Consider the following 14190-nt stretch of genomic DNA (forward strand, 5'->3'; position numbering starts at 1 on the left):
TGTGGGGTAAATGTACAAATAATAATTAACGGACATCAACGATGCCTAAATTTTTACAAAAACGTCACTTTTTGTTATTATGTGTAATAATTTCATAAATTAAAAAGGCATATACAGAACAATATTCAATTGCAAGAAGCCACAAGTTTTCCTTAAATTCTGCTTGAGAATAAGCGAAATAACTAAGAACGATAGCAGCAGACCACACTAATGCATAGCGATAGGATGTGAAAATAGCGAGTAATACTAAAAAAACACTATACCACGGGTGTACTGTGGTAGACATGAAGTAGTAAATAGCGAGTACCCACATCATAGAAGATAGTACGGTATTTAAATCTTGTTTTTTTCGCAAAAAAGCAAATAGGGCTACTATGATAATGGTCACTATTGGCGTGATTTGGCCATATGTTTTTATTAGTTCCCACGGTTTGGCATTGAATTGAACCGCCGTTCGTTTTACAACATTGTACAAACTTGAATTAAACTCAAAATTTGAAAACCACAGACTTAAGGTTTCCGTGTAATTATGAATAAACTCTGGCGTATAAAAGGGTACAAATAGAAGTAGGGAAGTTGCACCGATTATTAGATAGAATAGGACACTTTTCTTCCATCCTAAATAGTTAAAAAACAGAGGTAAGAACAATAAGGGTACTAATTTTATTGATATCGAACATGCTAAAACTACCGCAGCCAAATGCCATTTTTTTATGGATAATAAATACATGGATAAGATGAAGAAGAATAGCATCACCCCTTCGAAATGAAGATTTCCGGTGAGCTCTACGATTACCAAGGGATTCAAAAAATACCAAAATATCAACTGTGGAGATTTGTTGAGGTTCTTTAACAGCTTTCTTCCAAAATAGAAAATACCTATATCTGCCAAAATAATCGTTCCCCGCATTACGATTAACGAACCAAGAATGCTTTTTCCTCCAAAAAGAGCGGCCAAGCTAAAAATAAGCTGATTTAAGGGTGGGTAGTTACTATAGTGTCTGGCGCTTAAACTTCCCATACCTTTGTAAAGTTCTTGGGCATTAGGAATCACAATATCCGTATTGGTTATCAATTCGTTTGGAAAATGTAGATAGGGATTAATTGCATTGGCGACCAAATGGCCATCCCATATAAACCGATAAAAGTCTTGAGAAAGGTTGGGTTCCGCTAATAAAAAAATAAGTCTAAAAGCAATACCTACTACCAATAAAAATCTGAAGTTCCATTTTTCAAACTGTATCAATTTGTAATAGAGTAAAAAAAGGGCAGCGAAAAGCGTAAGTAATTTTATAAAGTCCGTTCGTTCAAGATGATACCCAAACGTATAGTAAAACACCAAACTCAATACCGCCAACAACAATGAAACCTTATGTAGTTTCAGAAATGTACTCAGGGTATTGGACATTGGTAGTTTGGTTTAGTAAAAGGTCAATATAAGGTTTTAAGGGAATATAATTTTAACGTTCCATCATTTTACCTAAAAGCTCTTTCATCATTTTTGCGGCTAAATATGCAGTCATATCTTGAAAATCACGATCCGGATTGTATTCAACAATATCTGCCCCAACTACTTCGGTATTGATGCTTTGAATTAAATTGATAACTTGTCTTGATGAAAGCCCGCCAGGCTCTTGGTGCGATACACCAGGGGCAAAGGCAGGGTCAAAGCCATCCATATCCAATGAAATATAAAGTGGGTTTTCAAATTCAGGAATAGTATCTAAATTTAAATTACGCATTTCATGTATTTCAACTTTATATTTTTTTGCTTGCTTCGCTTGATGTGGGTTTAAAGTTCTGATACCAACTTGTACCAGTTTTACGGCAAAACCATTTTCCATAATTCGTGCAAAAGGGCATGCATGCGAATATGGGTCTCCCTCATATTCATGGTATAGGTCGGCATGTGCATCTATATGTAAAATATCAAGTTTCGGATAGTAATCATGAAAGGCACTGATAATTGGAAAAGTAACGGAATGATCACCACCTAGAGAAAACACTTTTGTATCAGTGCCAACATGCTGTTTGGTAACCGTGGTAATATCAAAATAATCTTTAATTATAAAATCACCTTGGTCGGTCACAGATTCATGTTCAATAGAAACTCCGTTTTCGGCATAGAGGTTCATTGAATGGCTATAAAGTGCTTTTCTAATTAAATCTGGCGCCTTCGCTGGGCCTTTTTGAAAGGATGATTTAGCATCCCATTGAATTCCTTGAATTATAATTTTTTTCATGTTTTAGGCAATGTTAGTTCATTGGTTCGAAACAATATTAATGTTTTTGAGGATTTTATTCTTTTCTTGTTTTTATTCTAAATTCACAATTATAAGTTTCTTGATTTCTGTACTTTGGCAGCATTAAAATTAATGCAAATGATTAAACATACTGTCACCTTTAAACTAAAGTATGCAAAAGGTTCTGAAGAAGAAACCATCTTTCTAAAAGCTGCAGCAGAACTTAGAGCAATACCTAGAGTTAAAAATTTTCAATGTCTACGCCAAATTAGTCCTAAAAGCAACTTTGATTATGGACTTTCAATGGATTTTGATTCTATGGAAGATTATAATGTATATTGTGACCACCCAGAGCATACAGCTTTCGTCGGCACATACTGGGCAGGCTATGTTGAAGATTTTTTGGAGTTAGATTATGAACTGTTTTAAGATTAAGTTTAGCTTGTGTAAATCAGTAACGTGCTTGTGAAGAAGAAAGGAGAAGGGATTAAAAGCATAAAGAAGCCTTGGCCAACGAGAAATGCTATGGAACAAGTTTATGCCATGAAACTTTGGGGTGGTGATGGTTTTGATTTTTATTCGGGCGAAGGATCTTACAATCCTGAAATCGTAAATCCATATGTAGCTGTTTTAACATTATTTTTAAAATCATTCAAAAGTCCGCTTGTGGTGTGTGATTTAGGATGTGGTGATTTTAATGTGGGTAAAGAATTGGTGAAGTATTCTAAGAAGTATATTGCTATAGATATAGTTGCAGATCTTATAGCATATAATAAAGTAAAATTTAAAGAAGAAAATTTAGAATTCCATTGTTTGAATATTGCAGAAGATGATTTGCCTTCTGCTGATTGTGTTTTGGTGAGACAGGTGTTACAGCATTTGTCGAATGCAGAAATACAACGTATTGTAAATAAGTTGAGAGCTTTTGAATATGTTATTTTGACAGAGCATCTACCTGAGGGAGATTTCACACCGAATAAAGATATTATTTCAGGTCAAGGAACCAGACTAAAAAAAATAAGTGGTGTAAACCTTTTAGCGCCACCATTTAATCTGATAGTAAAAGAAGAAAAGCAATTGTCATTTGTTGTTCCTAACAATCAAAAAGGAGTTATTGTAACTACGTTATATAAAATTAATTAGGTGTAATTTTTTAGGGCTACATTTTAAATGCTGTTTTCTTCTTTAAGTTTGAAAACAGTACGTTTGGGAAATTTGTATGTTGATACTATTTCAGCGGTTATGTCAATCATTTCAAGATAAGAATATGATGCATTTAGATTTTTTCATTTTACCAAATAAGCATTGAATTTTTTAATACAATTTAGCTGATAAAGACTAGCGAATTAGTCTATCTGATAAATGTCATATTATTAATTACATCGGTTGCTTAGCTTTGATTGTACCATAAAAATAAAGTTACATGACTAAGATAGAGGTGAACCAAGGAGAAATTAAAGTAAAATTCAATGAACCAAGTTCTGGTAAATTGTCTTTTGCGGAATTAGGAATTAATAATGAGGATTTTAATGTTGAAAGCGGATTACTTCGTTTGGTATTTGATCTTGAAGGAATAGGAGAGCATAATTATTATCAAATGCCTACTATCGAAATTTTTTACGAAGAAAATATGTCTGAGACTCATTGGATTTGTGAGTTTAATGGACAGACAATTTTAGATAAATTGGATCATCATGGTCATTCTACTACGTTATTATTAAACAGGAAAGTTTTGAATAATCTAGAACAACATCATGAGAATACATTAATTGTTCATGCGGAATTTCCACAACCAGCTCACCTCAATACAAAGGAGTCTTATATACATTTTTTTAAATAAGATTTAAAGGAGGGTTTGAAGTAATTTGTTTTTTTAAAATAGATTACTTAAAAGTTTAAGTATAATAATAGTTGCAGGTTTATTTACAAGGATTTTTCGAAGGAAAATAAGTGTATAAAACTTGCAGTTATTTTGGTATAACTTAAAAATACTCGAATCGTTAGGCGTCTTATTTTAAGACGTCCAATGCTTTTGCTACGTATACCTGCTAAACTACAGTTAGGTGAAAATAACATCGGCGGTTGTTGAATATCTCCAAAATCAGATTCTCCGATAAAGATGAAGTTTTTCCACTCTCGAGACCATGTAATTGCTCATTAAAACAGTAATAAGTAAAGCTGTAATCGGGTTTAATGCAGGTTGGCTAGTAATTTGAAAGACCTCACCCATAAACATTTGCTGGTTATATTTATCCTGTTTGTTGAGTGTTTCTTAATTTTCGACTACCAAAGCCGTTCCCTAAGTCCAGTAGCAGCTCGGTCCTCACGCATTTACCAAGATATAGTGAGCATTATGGGGTATTCAGAATATTTTAAAATACCATAGGCTACTTCTGAATTTCTAGTTGTGTTTTTTCTTGAATCAACGACGAGCTTCTTGCATTTCCTGATTTCAGGAAGGTATTTCAGGAATTCTACTGTTACTTTTCGTCTTAGAACAAGCTAAGAGTTAAAACTCCAACCTGATTCCGAGCATTTCAAACTTTATAGAGAACCACTCCAGACAAAGAACATCCCATATCATTCCTTTTGCTCTTTAAATGCATGGTAAAGTTGTGCTTCTTTTTTTATCAAGGGTTTTGTAAGTGATGCTGACGTCACTATCTGTAAGGTTTTTTATTAAAGAATGAGCAGCCCAGCTGTATGGCACTTATTCACTGCCAACTTTAGTGTAGGGATAAACATTCTCGTGAAGATGTATTGCTAACAGTACCTGGTTTACTATTGTAATCTGAGCACTCAAGGGTGTCTTTTCACTGACTTCCTTTGAGGGGTTCATCACTACTGGAATAGTAACTAATAATTCTATTCCAAGTTGCGGTCGGTGCCAATTACCTATAAGGTGCTTCGATAGGCAAATCGTTGTAGTAACGTTTTTAAGCAAGGGGCAAAACTTCGCCAGTAATCAGTAATACGCATCTTCATCCACAGTATGTTATACTAGTGGTATATAGTATTGTAGTGTATCATCCGAATTAAGTTCCGGTACTTGGCAGAAGCACGAAAATTGTAATTGGTTTCACTACAGCATTGCACCGATCTAAAAATCCGTTCGGCTGCAGTGAGTTGACCTTTTTTGATGGAGTAATAAAATCAGTTATTAGTTTGGGAGTGTACGATGTACAGCGAGCAGTATTTGAGTCACAGCATAAGTCTAAGTACTGGTTTTGTGATTTTTATGATAATAGTTGCTAGCAGTAGGGCTAAGGTTAGCTGCAAGGTATAGACTGAGGTACAATTTAATTAAGTTAAAAACAGTTTTTTGCAGATGATTTCATTTTTTAGTAAATCTACATACAATAAATTTTAGGCTTTATTGGTAAATGGGGTTTTGTTAGGACTTAAATTGAGTTCCCCTAATATTTGATTCAATTCATCCAATGATTGATTATCAATAATTTCTGTATTGATGATTAATTCTTGTTTTTCGGTTTGTAGAATATAATCTCCGGTAAATTTTTTTATCCACGTAATTTGGTTTAAGTCTAGTTTTTTTTTGCAAACCACGAGTTTTTACTTATTATTCCATCCTTTATGGTTAAATATTGGTTTTTATATTCATAAAAATAGAGCCCAAGATAGAGAATTGAAAGTATTATTAAACCGTAATCCCTCCAAAGCATTTTTTCATTTACGAATAGCGCCAAAGTCCCTAGAATCGCCCAAGTAATTCCGATAAATAAATTAACATTCAGCCGTTTCTTTTTATATTTTATTTTCATACTAACACCTTTATTTAGGAATAAGGCACTAAATTTCTTATTTATGGCGGATATACGCACTAGTACGCATATTTCCATTTTAGCTGTAATTTAAACAATCCTGTAGAATTATCGGAAAATTGGAAACTTTTGAAATAGTTAAAGTTTCCATTAAATATAGAGATAATCAATGACCCTCCCTTTATTTAATTTATTACAAATAATCTTCTACGCACTTGCGGTCAATAATTTGAAGAAAACAAACCCGAAACCTAGTAATAACAAAGAGGGAATGGGAATAAACTAAAATCATTTAAAGGTATGGTGCTATACATACTGAAAATTAAATAGACCATTATGGCAAATTCTGAAATCATATTAGGAGATAATTTTTTAGCAAGAAATATATTGCATTTCCAGTTTTTTTAAGGCGCCGATATCGAATTTGGGTGTATGTGCAAAATTCACTTTGTATGCTCTTTTAATATAGCAATAGTATGAATAGAAGCCAAATGCTACTGAAAATAAGGCAAAAATTTTCTTAGATAGCCTACAAGGTTATCAAAAAAAATGCCTAATATGCTGTTACAGGTGAGCCAATAGCAGCTAAATAGAATAACATGGTTTTTGAATAGGCTCGATAGTTTTCCGTTAGGGGGGTCTTCATTTATAAACAGGGAATGCTTAACAAGGCCACGAAGAATACGCTAAGAAACAGTGAACTGCACAACAAAGGCATAACCCTAAAACGTTATTTTTAACTGGATAGTTTTAAAGTTAATTTAACCTTTGTTCACACGCCTATAGATGTACGGCAAGAAAGGGGCAAAAAGGACAGCGTTGGTCAATGGCCAATCATTCTTTAAAAGACCGGGCTAAGCCTTCTAGGGGCCTAAAAACATTACAAGTTTAACCTAACTATACAAGGTGTTGTCATGTGAAATTACATGCTTTTTTACGTTATTTTGAAATTCTTGGGGGGTTTGCTCCACATGTAGTTTAAAAAAACGACTAAAATAAGAATGATCTTTAAAACCTAGATTATAGGCTATTTCTTTGATCGTATTCTCGCTGTGTATAATTTGTCGTTTTGCTTCTAGTATTAGCCGGTCATGGATTATTTGCACTCCTGTTTTATCTAGTTTTTCTTTTAATATTTGATTTAGCCGCTTAGAACTAATACCCAATTTTCCGGCATAAAATTCTGCGTTTCGTTTATCTTGATAATTCATTTCAAGTAAAAGCATAAACTCGTATACTCGCTTTTCATTGATATCTTGCAAGGTGAAATGTTGTTCCTTTAACTGTATCAACTTCAATAGAAATAATTTTAGGACCGCTTTCATCATAATTAAATTGCTGGTTTCCTGATTGTATTCCTCCTCTAATAGTTGCAAAACGGCAACTAATCCTTTTGAACTCTCTTCAGTTACCTGCAAACAAGAAAACTCGCCTTGGATATTGAACATTCTAAATACATCCAATAAAAACTCTTTTAAGTCCCCTTCCAGCAATTCTTGTTTAAAAGATATTAAGACGCCATTTTTACCAGCTTTATTCAGTTGGTGCACCCTGTAGGGCGGAATCAAATATATCCAATCTCCTTTTAAAGTTTGAAAGTCATGTTGTGGAACATGAAGTGCATCTTCGTTTTGCAGCCACACAATTTCATAGAAATTCCTTCTTGCTGGGTCATTTAAATAGGCAGGTGGACAATTACCCAAATTTCGAATATATAAAACTTTATCACTGAGCATTATACCTGTTTTTTAAATTGTAAATCACGGATATTTTTAAGCGGATATATAACCGAAAAGCCACCCGTTTCCAAAATATACCACAAAAATAGCGAATTACACCAGTCCATATGGCGATAAGGGCAAATTGTACCATATATCTATCAAATTGTGTAACTGTAAAGCACGAATCCCACTGTAAATTTGCATTCGATTTTGATGACACAAAAGATTTTTAAGTCAATTTAGTTATGGAAAACATACGTATAGAAGAAGATACCCAATTAGTTGAACGTGCGATGAATACTATTATGGATGAGCACCTTAAGCTAATAAAGACCATTCAATATGAGGAAATTTCCACTTTAATTCCGGCTATTGCAAAAGCTGGTCACATCTTTATTATGGGAGCGGGGCGAACCGGGCTTGTGATGAAAGCTGCAGCGATGCGCTTAATGCACCTGGGGTACAAGGTGTATGTAGTAGGAGAAACTACATCTCCAGCAATAGGCAAAGGAGATATACTTATCGCTGGATCTGGATCTGGTACAACTAGTGGAATTGTTAGGGCTGCGGAAACAGCTAAATCAGTAGGAGCAAATGTCGTTTGTTTTACTACGGATTCTAAGTCTCCCTTAGCTTTATTGGCAAACTATACGGTTACTATACCTGCCGCTCAGAAACAAGAACGGGACGAAGATATTTCCAAACAATACGCAGGTAGTCTTTTTGAGCAATCACTACTATTGGTCATGGATACTTTTATACAAGCTCTTTGGGAAATGGATGGTAGTCCGGCCTCCAACTTATGGAAGCGGCATGCCAATATGGAATAACAAATACGAATTGAAATAAATTATAAATACAATACAATTTAAATATTATATTATGGTAAAATTACAAGTAGCAATCGATTTATTGAAAATAGAGGATGCCATTGCATTGGCAACAAAAGTGGCACCTTATGTAGACATTATAGAATTGGGGACCCCACTTATAAAAAGTGAAGGATTATCTGGAATTAGAAAGATGAAAGATGCTTTTCCGGATAAATTGGTCTTAGCAGATTTCAAAACCGCTGATGCTGGGGAATTGGAAGCTGGAATGGCTTTTGGTGCAGGAGCTGATTATGTTACCATTTTGGGGACTTCAGGTGATTCAACAATCGCTGGAGCTGTTAAAGCTGCAAAAGCACACGGTAAGGGTGTTGTCGTAGATACAATTGGTGTTAAAGATAGAGTAAAACGTGCCCAAGAAGCAATCGCTTTAGGTGCCGAATTTGTTGAATTACATTCCGGTTTGGATGAGCAAGCAGAAGAAGGATATTCAATTCAGGTATTAATAGACGAAGCTTCAAGAGCTGGAGTTCCTGTATCTATTGCCGGTGGTGTTAACCTAGGCAGCATTAGAAGGGTAAAAGAATCTGGTGTTGTAGTTGCTGTTGCTGGTGCAGCTATTTACGGAGCGGAAGATCCTTCAAAAGCGGCCAAAGAATTAAAAGAATTATTGAATGCATAAGTAGCTTAAAAGCTATAGCCGCTTTTATTAATTTATACAGATTCCCATAGATTAGTTTTTATGGGAATCTGTTATTTTACAGTATATGGTACTCATAATTTTAGCTATATTTTTTATTTCATCCTTACCTAGTTTAGTTTAAGGAATGTTTTTACATCATCTTTCCGAGCTCGTAGTATCGACGAACCATAAGCTGTGCTGCTTGGTTGGGGATACGTGCCGACACACTCCGGATTGCAAGCATCAATGAAGGAGGATAAAGAGTATTGTCATCAAAGGAACTCGAAATTGTTCAGTAAGACTTTGACGGTTATTCAAAAAGAGATTTCTTATCTGATTGGCGTAATCGAAAAGGCAAAAGAAAATAGTAATTAACTTTTGAGAACTTGACACGATTTTTGTTTTCCATACAGTAGATGTAGCTAATTGCTTATTTAGGCATAATCAGTTCCAATGGCCCTTTTTCATTTTCAGGATAGAGCGCTTTTTTATTGTTCATTTCATCAGATAACGCCTTCATCATAATATTGAGTTGTTCAGGGTTTTTATGTGAAACATTGGTAGTTTCAAACGGATCTTTTTTTAAGTTGAATAGTTCATATCGGGTATGATTTTCTGTTTGAAAATGATAAATAATTTTCCACTCTGATTTAACCAAACTTGTGTAATAATTACTACGATGATTACCATGAGGAAAATGGTTTAGAAATAACTCATCACGCTGTTTGTTTTTTCCGCCATTAAACTGATTTCGAAGATTAAAACCATCCAAAATATAATCTTTAGGAGGTTTCACTTTAGCTACATGGCAAAGTGTAGAAAAAATATCCATGATAGTTCCTTGTTGTTGTTGAGCTGAATTACGGGCAATAGGCGTTTCTTCTTGACAGGCTATTTTTTCATTTCGGGAAACCCACGAAGCAATAAATGGTACCCGCATACCTCCTTCCCAGTGATTCCCTTTTTTACCTTTCAGGGGCGATGAACTGCTGTAGTCATTTTCAATTGGAACGGGCGCATCTGACCCATTATCGCCTAAGAACAGGAGTAGTGTATTTTCTCCTAACCCCAAATCTTTAACATGTTGTAAGATATCTCCTAATGATTTATCAATACCCTCGATTAATGTTGCATAAGCCTGAGCTTTTTCAGACTTTTCTGAGTTCTTATAGTTCTGTTCAAAACGCGAATCTGAATAAAAAGGTGCATGTACGGCGTAATGCGCCATATTAAGAAAGAAGGGCTTTCCTTCTTCTTTCGCTTGAGATATAGCCCTATTGGCTTCTAGTGTTAATGCCTCTGTTAAAAATATATCATTACCATGGTATTTTTCCAAACCAGGTACAGCCCTCATTTTATTTCCACCTGTATGTCCAAAACCTTCGGTGCCAAGGTAACTCCCTGGCTGACCAATGGAGCTGCCGGCAATGTTAATGTCAAAACCCAAATTAAGGGGGTTTTCCGCTTCGCTATTAAAAGGTCCAAAATGAGCTTTGCCCACATGAATTGTTTTGTAGCCAGCTTGCTGTAAAATTCTAGGAAGTGTTATTGATTTTTTGGTAAGCCCTTTCCAATTCCAATTTGTTGGTCCAAACTCAGTTCGATTATTTTCTTCGGATTTAATCCAATTCGTAACTCCATGGCGCGCAGAATTCTGCCCCGTTAAAATAGAAGTACGTGAAGGTGAACAAACCGAGTGGGCATAAAAATTTGTAAAGCGAATACCTTGCTCTGCAAGCTTTTCCATATGGGGTGTTTTGTAATAGTCATTCAGCGGATATTTCACCCAATTACCATTTGTATCTGTTAAAAATGGCACAGAAGTATCCATTAATCCCATATCGTCAACTAAAAAAACAATAATGTTTGGAGGGTTGATTTCTTTAGTCTGAGAGGTGCAATAGTTTCCATAAAACAATAATAGTAATAGAAAAACTAAAAATTCTATTCTTAATCCAATCTTGGTCTTCATTATTTTTTTCTTCTGATGATAATGCGATACTCTTCCGTGAAGCACAACGTATGTGACGTTACGTAAATTTTTTTTTATTTAGTAAGGTATATATACCGGCACCTATTTTTTTTATTAGCTGTAATTTAAACAATCTAATAGCATAAATAAAAAACCATAAGTCAAGATGTCAAAAAAGTTGATTCAATAACAAAGGATGGTCATTGACCATCCTTTGTTAAAAATATCGGTGATAATTTTCTACGCCCTTGCTGTCAATGATTTGAAGAATACAAACCCGAAGCCTAAGAATAACATAAAATGGAAAGGGAACAGCCCAAAGTCGTTTAAGGGTATGGCGCTATACATTCCGAACATGAAATAAACCATTAGGGCAAATTCTAAAATCATATTTGGAGATAGTTTTTTGGCCAAGTACTTATTGCCCTTCCAGCTTTCCTTTAAGGCACCGATATTAAATTTAGGTGTACGCACAAATTCACTTCGTTTACCCATATGCCCCTCTATTACAGCAATTGTATTATGCAATGAGAAACCCAATGCAACTGAAAAGAAGGTGAAAAATATTCTAATATAATCTACAAAATTATTAAAACCACTGCCTTGTATATTTTTATAGGTGAACCAATAACAGACAAACAAAATGATTGTGCTTATTGTAAATAGGCTTAGTAGAGAGAAGACCCAATCTAAGTGACCATATGTATTTTTTATATACAAAGATGGTATGCTTAATAATGCTACTAAGAATACACATAAAAACATAGAGCTATTCAGCAAATGCATAACGCCATGAAACTTAGTTTTGAATGGTATGTTCTTGGCGGTAACAACGCTCCAAACGGTCTTTCTAAAGTTCTCTGCGCCACCTTTGTTCCAACGAAATTGTTGTGAACGTGCGGCGCTAATTACTACAGGAAGTTCTGCAGGGGTCTCTACATCTTCTAAATACTTGAATTTCCAATTTTTTAATTGGGCACGGTAGCTAAGATCTAAATCTTCGGTAAGCGTATCACCTTCCCAGTTACCAGCATCAATGATACACTCTTTACGCCAGATGCCTGCGGTGCCATTAAAGTTGATGAAATGTCCTTTACTGTTACGCCCAACCTGTTCCAAAGTAAAGTGGGCATCTAAAGCAAACGCCTGTATTTTAGTTAAAGTAGAATAATTGCGGTTCAAATGACCCCATCGGGTCTGAACTACACCTATTTCCTCATCTTTAAAATAGATAACTGTTTTTTTTAACCAATCTGAGGCCGGTAAAAAATCGGCGTCAAAAATGGCGATGAATTCGCCTTTGGCTATTTTAAGTCCTTCTTTTAATGCACCTGCTTTATATCCAGATCTATCGATTCTACGAATATGCTGAATATCTAGGCCGGTCTCTTGCAATTTTGCAATGTTGGCTGCAGTAGCGATTACGGTATCGTCTGTTGAATCATCCAATACCTGAATTTCTAACTTGCTTTGTGGGTATTCTATTTTGGCGATATTTTCCAATAACCGATCCATCACATACTCCTCGTTGTATACAGGAAGCTGAATGGTCACAAACGGAATTTCTTTTGGGTCTAGCAAATTAAATTTAGGAGCCGTCTGATTCTGTTTTTTTTGAGACAGATAATTGTACAAAAGATTTAGCTGCGCCAAGCTATAAAAGAAAATCAATAGTAAAGAAAGACTATAAATTACGATGATAAGATACGCTACTGCTAATGTCATATTATTTAATACTGTATTTGAAGATCCACCCCAAAATTTTTATGCCCGCAAATATACTACCTTTTACTGTGCCAGAAACTTTTGAAACACCAATTCTTCTTTTGTAACGTACTGGTACTTCGGTATATGTCATTTTTTTCTTTAAAACTTTCAATTGCATTTCAACCGTCCATCCGTAGGTTTTATCCTCCATGTTTAATTCATTGAGCTTTTCGTATTTAATAGCTCGAAAAGGACCCAAATCCGTAAATTTTGCGCCAAAAAATAAGCGCATTAAAAATGTGGCCAGCCAGTTGCCAAAAACTTGTTGAGGGGTCATTGAACCCTCTTCACGCAAACTTCTTTTTCTGGCTCCTACAACAAAATCTAGATTGTCATTCAAAATAGGAGCTACGACCTTATCCAGCTCTTCTGGATAATCAGAATAGTCTCCATCGATAAATACGATAATATCGGGGTGTTTGGATTGGGATGCAACGTAGTTCAAACCACATAAACAGGCATAACCGTAGCCCATTTTGAGCTCTGTAAGTACGGTAGCCCCCGCTGAACGGGCATTTTTTACCGTATCATCGGAAGAATTATTGTTAATAACTATTACCTCTGATACCGAACTAGGTAGTTCATTAATTACATGTGCAATGGAATCTGCTTCGTTAAAAGCTGGAATTATTACTTTAATATCGGACATTATTTTAAATCTGATAAACTATTTTCTTTTGTGAAGGAACTAAAATTGGACCATTCTTTTATTTTCTCACCCTCGCGATATTTCTTGGCAGATATCAATTTCGAGTCTTTGTATTTCAAACAATACCCGTCTTCAACACTATTTTTCAATTGACACTTATGATTGATTCGACCTTTTTTGTCATAAAACAACCACCAACCTACTTGTATATTTTTGGCATAATGCCCTTCTTTGGTGCGTATTCTGTTTTCGTCATAGAAAAACCAGTATTTTTCCTTTTTGCCATAAGCGAAATACCCTTGTTCTGACTTTTTTCCGTTCGGGTGATAGAACGTCCAATAATCGGTTTTTACATTAAAACGTATCCATCCTTCACTGGCCAGTGTGCCGTTTTCATAGTACATGCGTTGATACAGTTTGTCTTCAGTACTAGTGAAAGCTAACAAGCCCAAACAAATAAGAATGCCGTAAACGAATTTTAGTAGCTTCATTTTAATTTTTATCTACCAGTTGTTAAACTGTGCCATACGCTATTGCCAAAGAT

At 35.0% G+C, this 14190-nt stretch carries 13 protein-coding genes; 5 read left to right on the plus strand and 8 right to left on the minus strand.

Features of this window, described 5'->3' with window-relative positions; translation table 11 throughout:
* Positions 1 to 64 precede the first annotated feature (64 nt).
* Positions 65 to 1408: a mannosyltransferase gene (locus tag ES765_RS00725; RefSeq protein ID WP_138110622.1), complete on the minus strand. Its 1344-nt coding sequence runs from the start codon at positions 1406 to 1408 to the stop codon at positions 65 to 67.
* 52 nt (positions 1409 to 1460) lie between these two features.
* Positions 1461 to 2243, minus strand: a complete 783-nt coding sequence (gene speB / locus ES765_RS00730) for an agmatinase (protein ID WP_138110624.1) — start codon at positions 2241 to 2243, stop codon at positions 1461 to 1463.
* 138 nt (positions 2244 to 2381) lie between these two features.
* On the opposite strand from speB, the gene ES765_RS00735 reads away from it, so the two are divergent.
* The 3 genes from ES765_RS00735 (at position 2382) to ES765_RS00745 (ending at position 4083) form a co-directional block, all read left to right on the plus strand.
* The gene (locus ES765_RS00735; RefSeq protein ID WP_138110626.1) at positions 2382 to 2672 is read left to right on the plus strand and encodes a Dabb family protein; all 291 of its coding nucleotides are present in this window, start codon (positions 2382 to 2384) and stop codon (positions 2670 to 2672) included.
* A gap of 36 nt (positions 2673 to 2708) precedes the next feature.
* Positions 2709 to 3386 carry a class I SAM-dependent methyltransferase gene (locus ES765_RS00740; protein WP_138110628.1) on the plus strand — a complete coding sequence of 226 codons (678 nt, stop codon included), beginning with the start codon at positions 2709 to 2711 and terminating at the stop codon, positions 3384 to 3386.
* A 280-nt stretch (positions 3387 to 3666) separates the two neighbouring features.
* A complete protein-coding gene (locus ES765_RS00745; protein ID WP_138110630.1) occupies positions 3667 to 4083 on the plus strand; it encodes a hypothetical protein in 417 nt (138 codons plus the stop codon).
* A gap of 1526 nt (positions 4084 to 5609) precedes the next feature.
* On the opposite strand, the gene ES765_RS22165 is transcribed toward ES765_RS00745, so the two are convergent.
* Both ES765_RS22165 and ES765_RS00755 read right to left on the minus strand, forming a co-directional pair.
* Positions 5610 to 5810 (minus strand): hypothetical protein, encoded by a 201-nt coding sequence (locus ES765_RS22165; protein WP_249356168.1) that lies wholly within the window; start codon positions 5808 to 5810, stop codon positions 5610 to 5612.
* Positions 5811 to 6918: 1108 nt separating this feature from the next.
* Positions 6919 to 7761 carry a helix-turn-helix domain-containing protein gene (locus ES765_RS00755; protein WP_138110632.1) on the minus strand — a complete coding sequence of 281 codons (843 nt, stop codon included), beginning with the start codon at positions 7759 to 7761 and terminating at the stop codon, positions 6919 to 6921.
* 230 nt (positions 7762 to 7991) lie between these two features.
* Between ES765_RS00755 and hxlB the strand changes: the two genes are divergently transcribed.
* Both hxlB and hxlA read left to right on the plus strand, forming a co-directional pair.
* A complete protein-coding gene (gene hxlB, locus ES765_RS00760) occupies positions 7992 to 8576 on the plus strand; it encodes a 6-phospho-3-hexuloisomerase (RefSeq protein WP_138110634.1) in 585 nt (194 codons plus the stop codon).
* A gap of 52 nt (positions 8577 to 8628) precedes the next feature.
* Complete coding sequence (gene hxlA / locus ES765_RS00765) at positions 8629 to 9258, plus strand: 3-hexulose-6-phosphate synthase (RefSeq protein ID WP_138110636.1); 630 nt, start codon at positions 8629 to 8631, stop codon at positions 9256 to 9258.
* A 430-nt stretch (positions 9259 to 9688) separates the two neighbouring features.
* Here hxlA and ES765_RS00770 read toward each other — a convergent pair whose 3' ends face one another.
* The 4 genes from ES765_RS00770 to ES765_RS00785 all read right to left on the minus strand — a co-directional run bounded on the left by ES765_RS00770 (position 9689) and on the right by ES765_RS00785 (position 14137).
* Complete coding sequence (locus ES765_RS00770; RefSeq protein WP_138110638.1) at positions 9689 to 11230, minus strand: sulfatase-like hydrolase/transferase; 1542 nt, start codon at positions 11228 to 11230, stop codon at positions 9689 to 9691.
* A 240-nt stretch (positions 11231 to 11470) separates the two neighbouring features.
* The gene (locus ES765_RS00775; RefSeq protein WP_138110640.1) at positions 11471 to 12955 is read right to left on the minus strand and encodes a cellulose synthase family protein; all 1485 of its coding nucleotides are present in this window, start codon (positions 12953 to 12955) and stop codon (positions 11471 to 11473) included.
* 1 nt (position 12956) lies between these two features.
* Entirely contained in the window at positions 12957 to 13646 is a 690-nt protein-coding gene (locus tag ES765_RS00780) for a glycosyltransferase family 2 protein (protein WP_138110642.1), read from the minus strand.
* Positions 13646 to 14137, minus strand: a complete 492-nt coding sequence (locus tag ES765_RS00785) for a toxin-antitoxin system YwqK family antitoxin (RefSeq protein ID WP_138110644.1) — start codon at positions 14135 to 14137, stop codon at positions 13646 to 13648. The genes ES765_RS00780 and ES765_RS00785 overlap by 1 nt, the downstream gene beginning before the upstream one ends.
* Positions 14138 to 14190 lie beyond the last annotated feature (53 nt).

Source organism: Maribacter sp. ACAM166 (genome assembly GCF_005771495.1).
In the GTDB taxonomy this organism is placed as follows: domain Bacteria; phylum Bacteroidota; class Bacteroidia; order Flavobacteriales; family Flavobacteriaceae; genus Maribacter.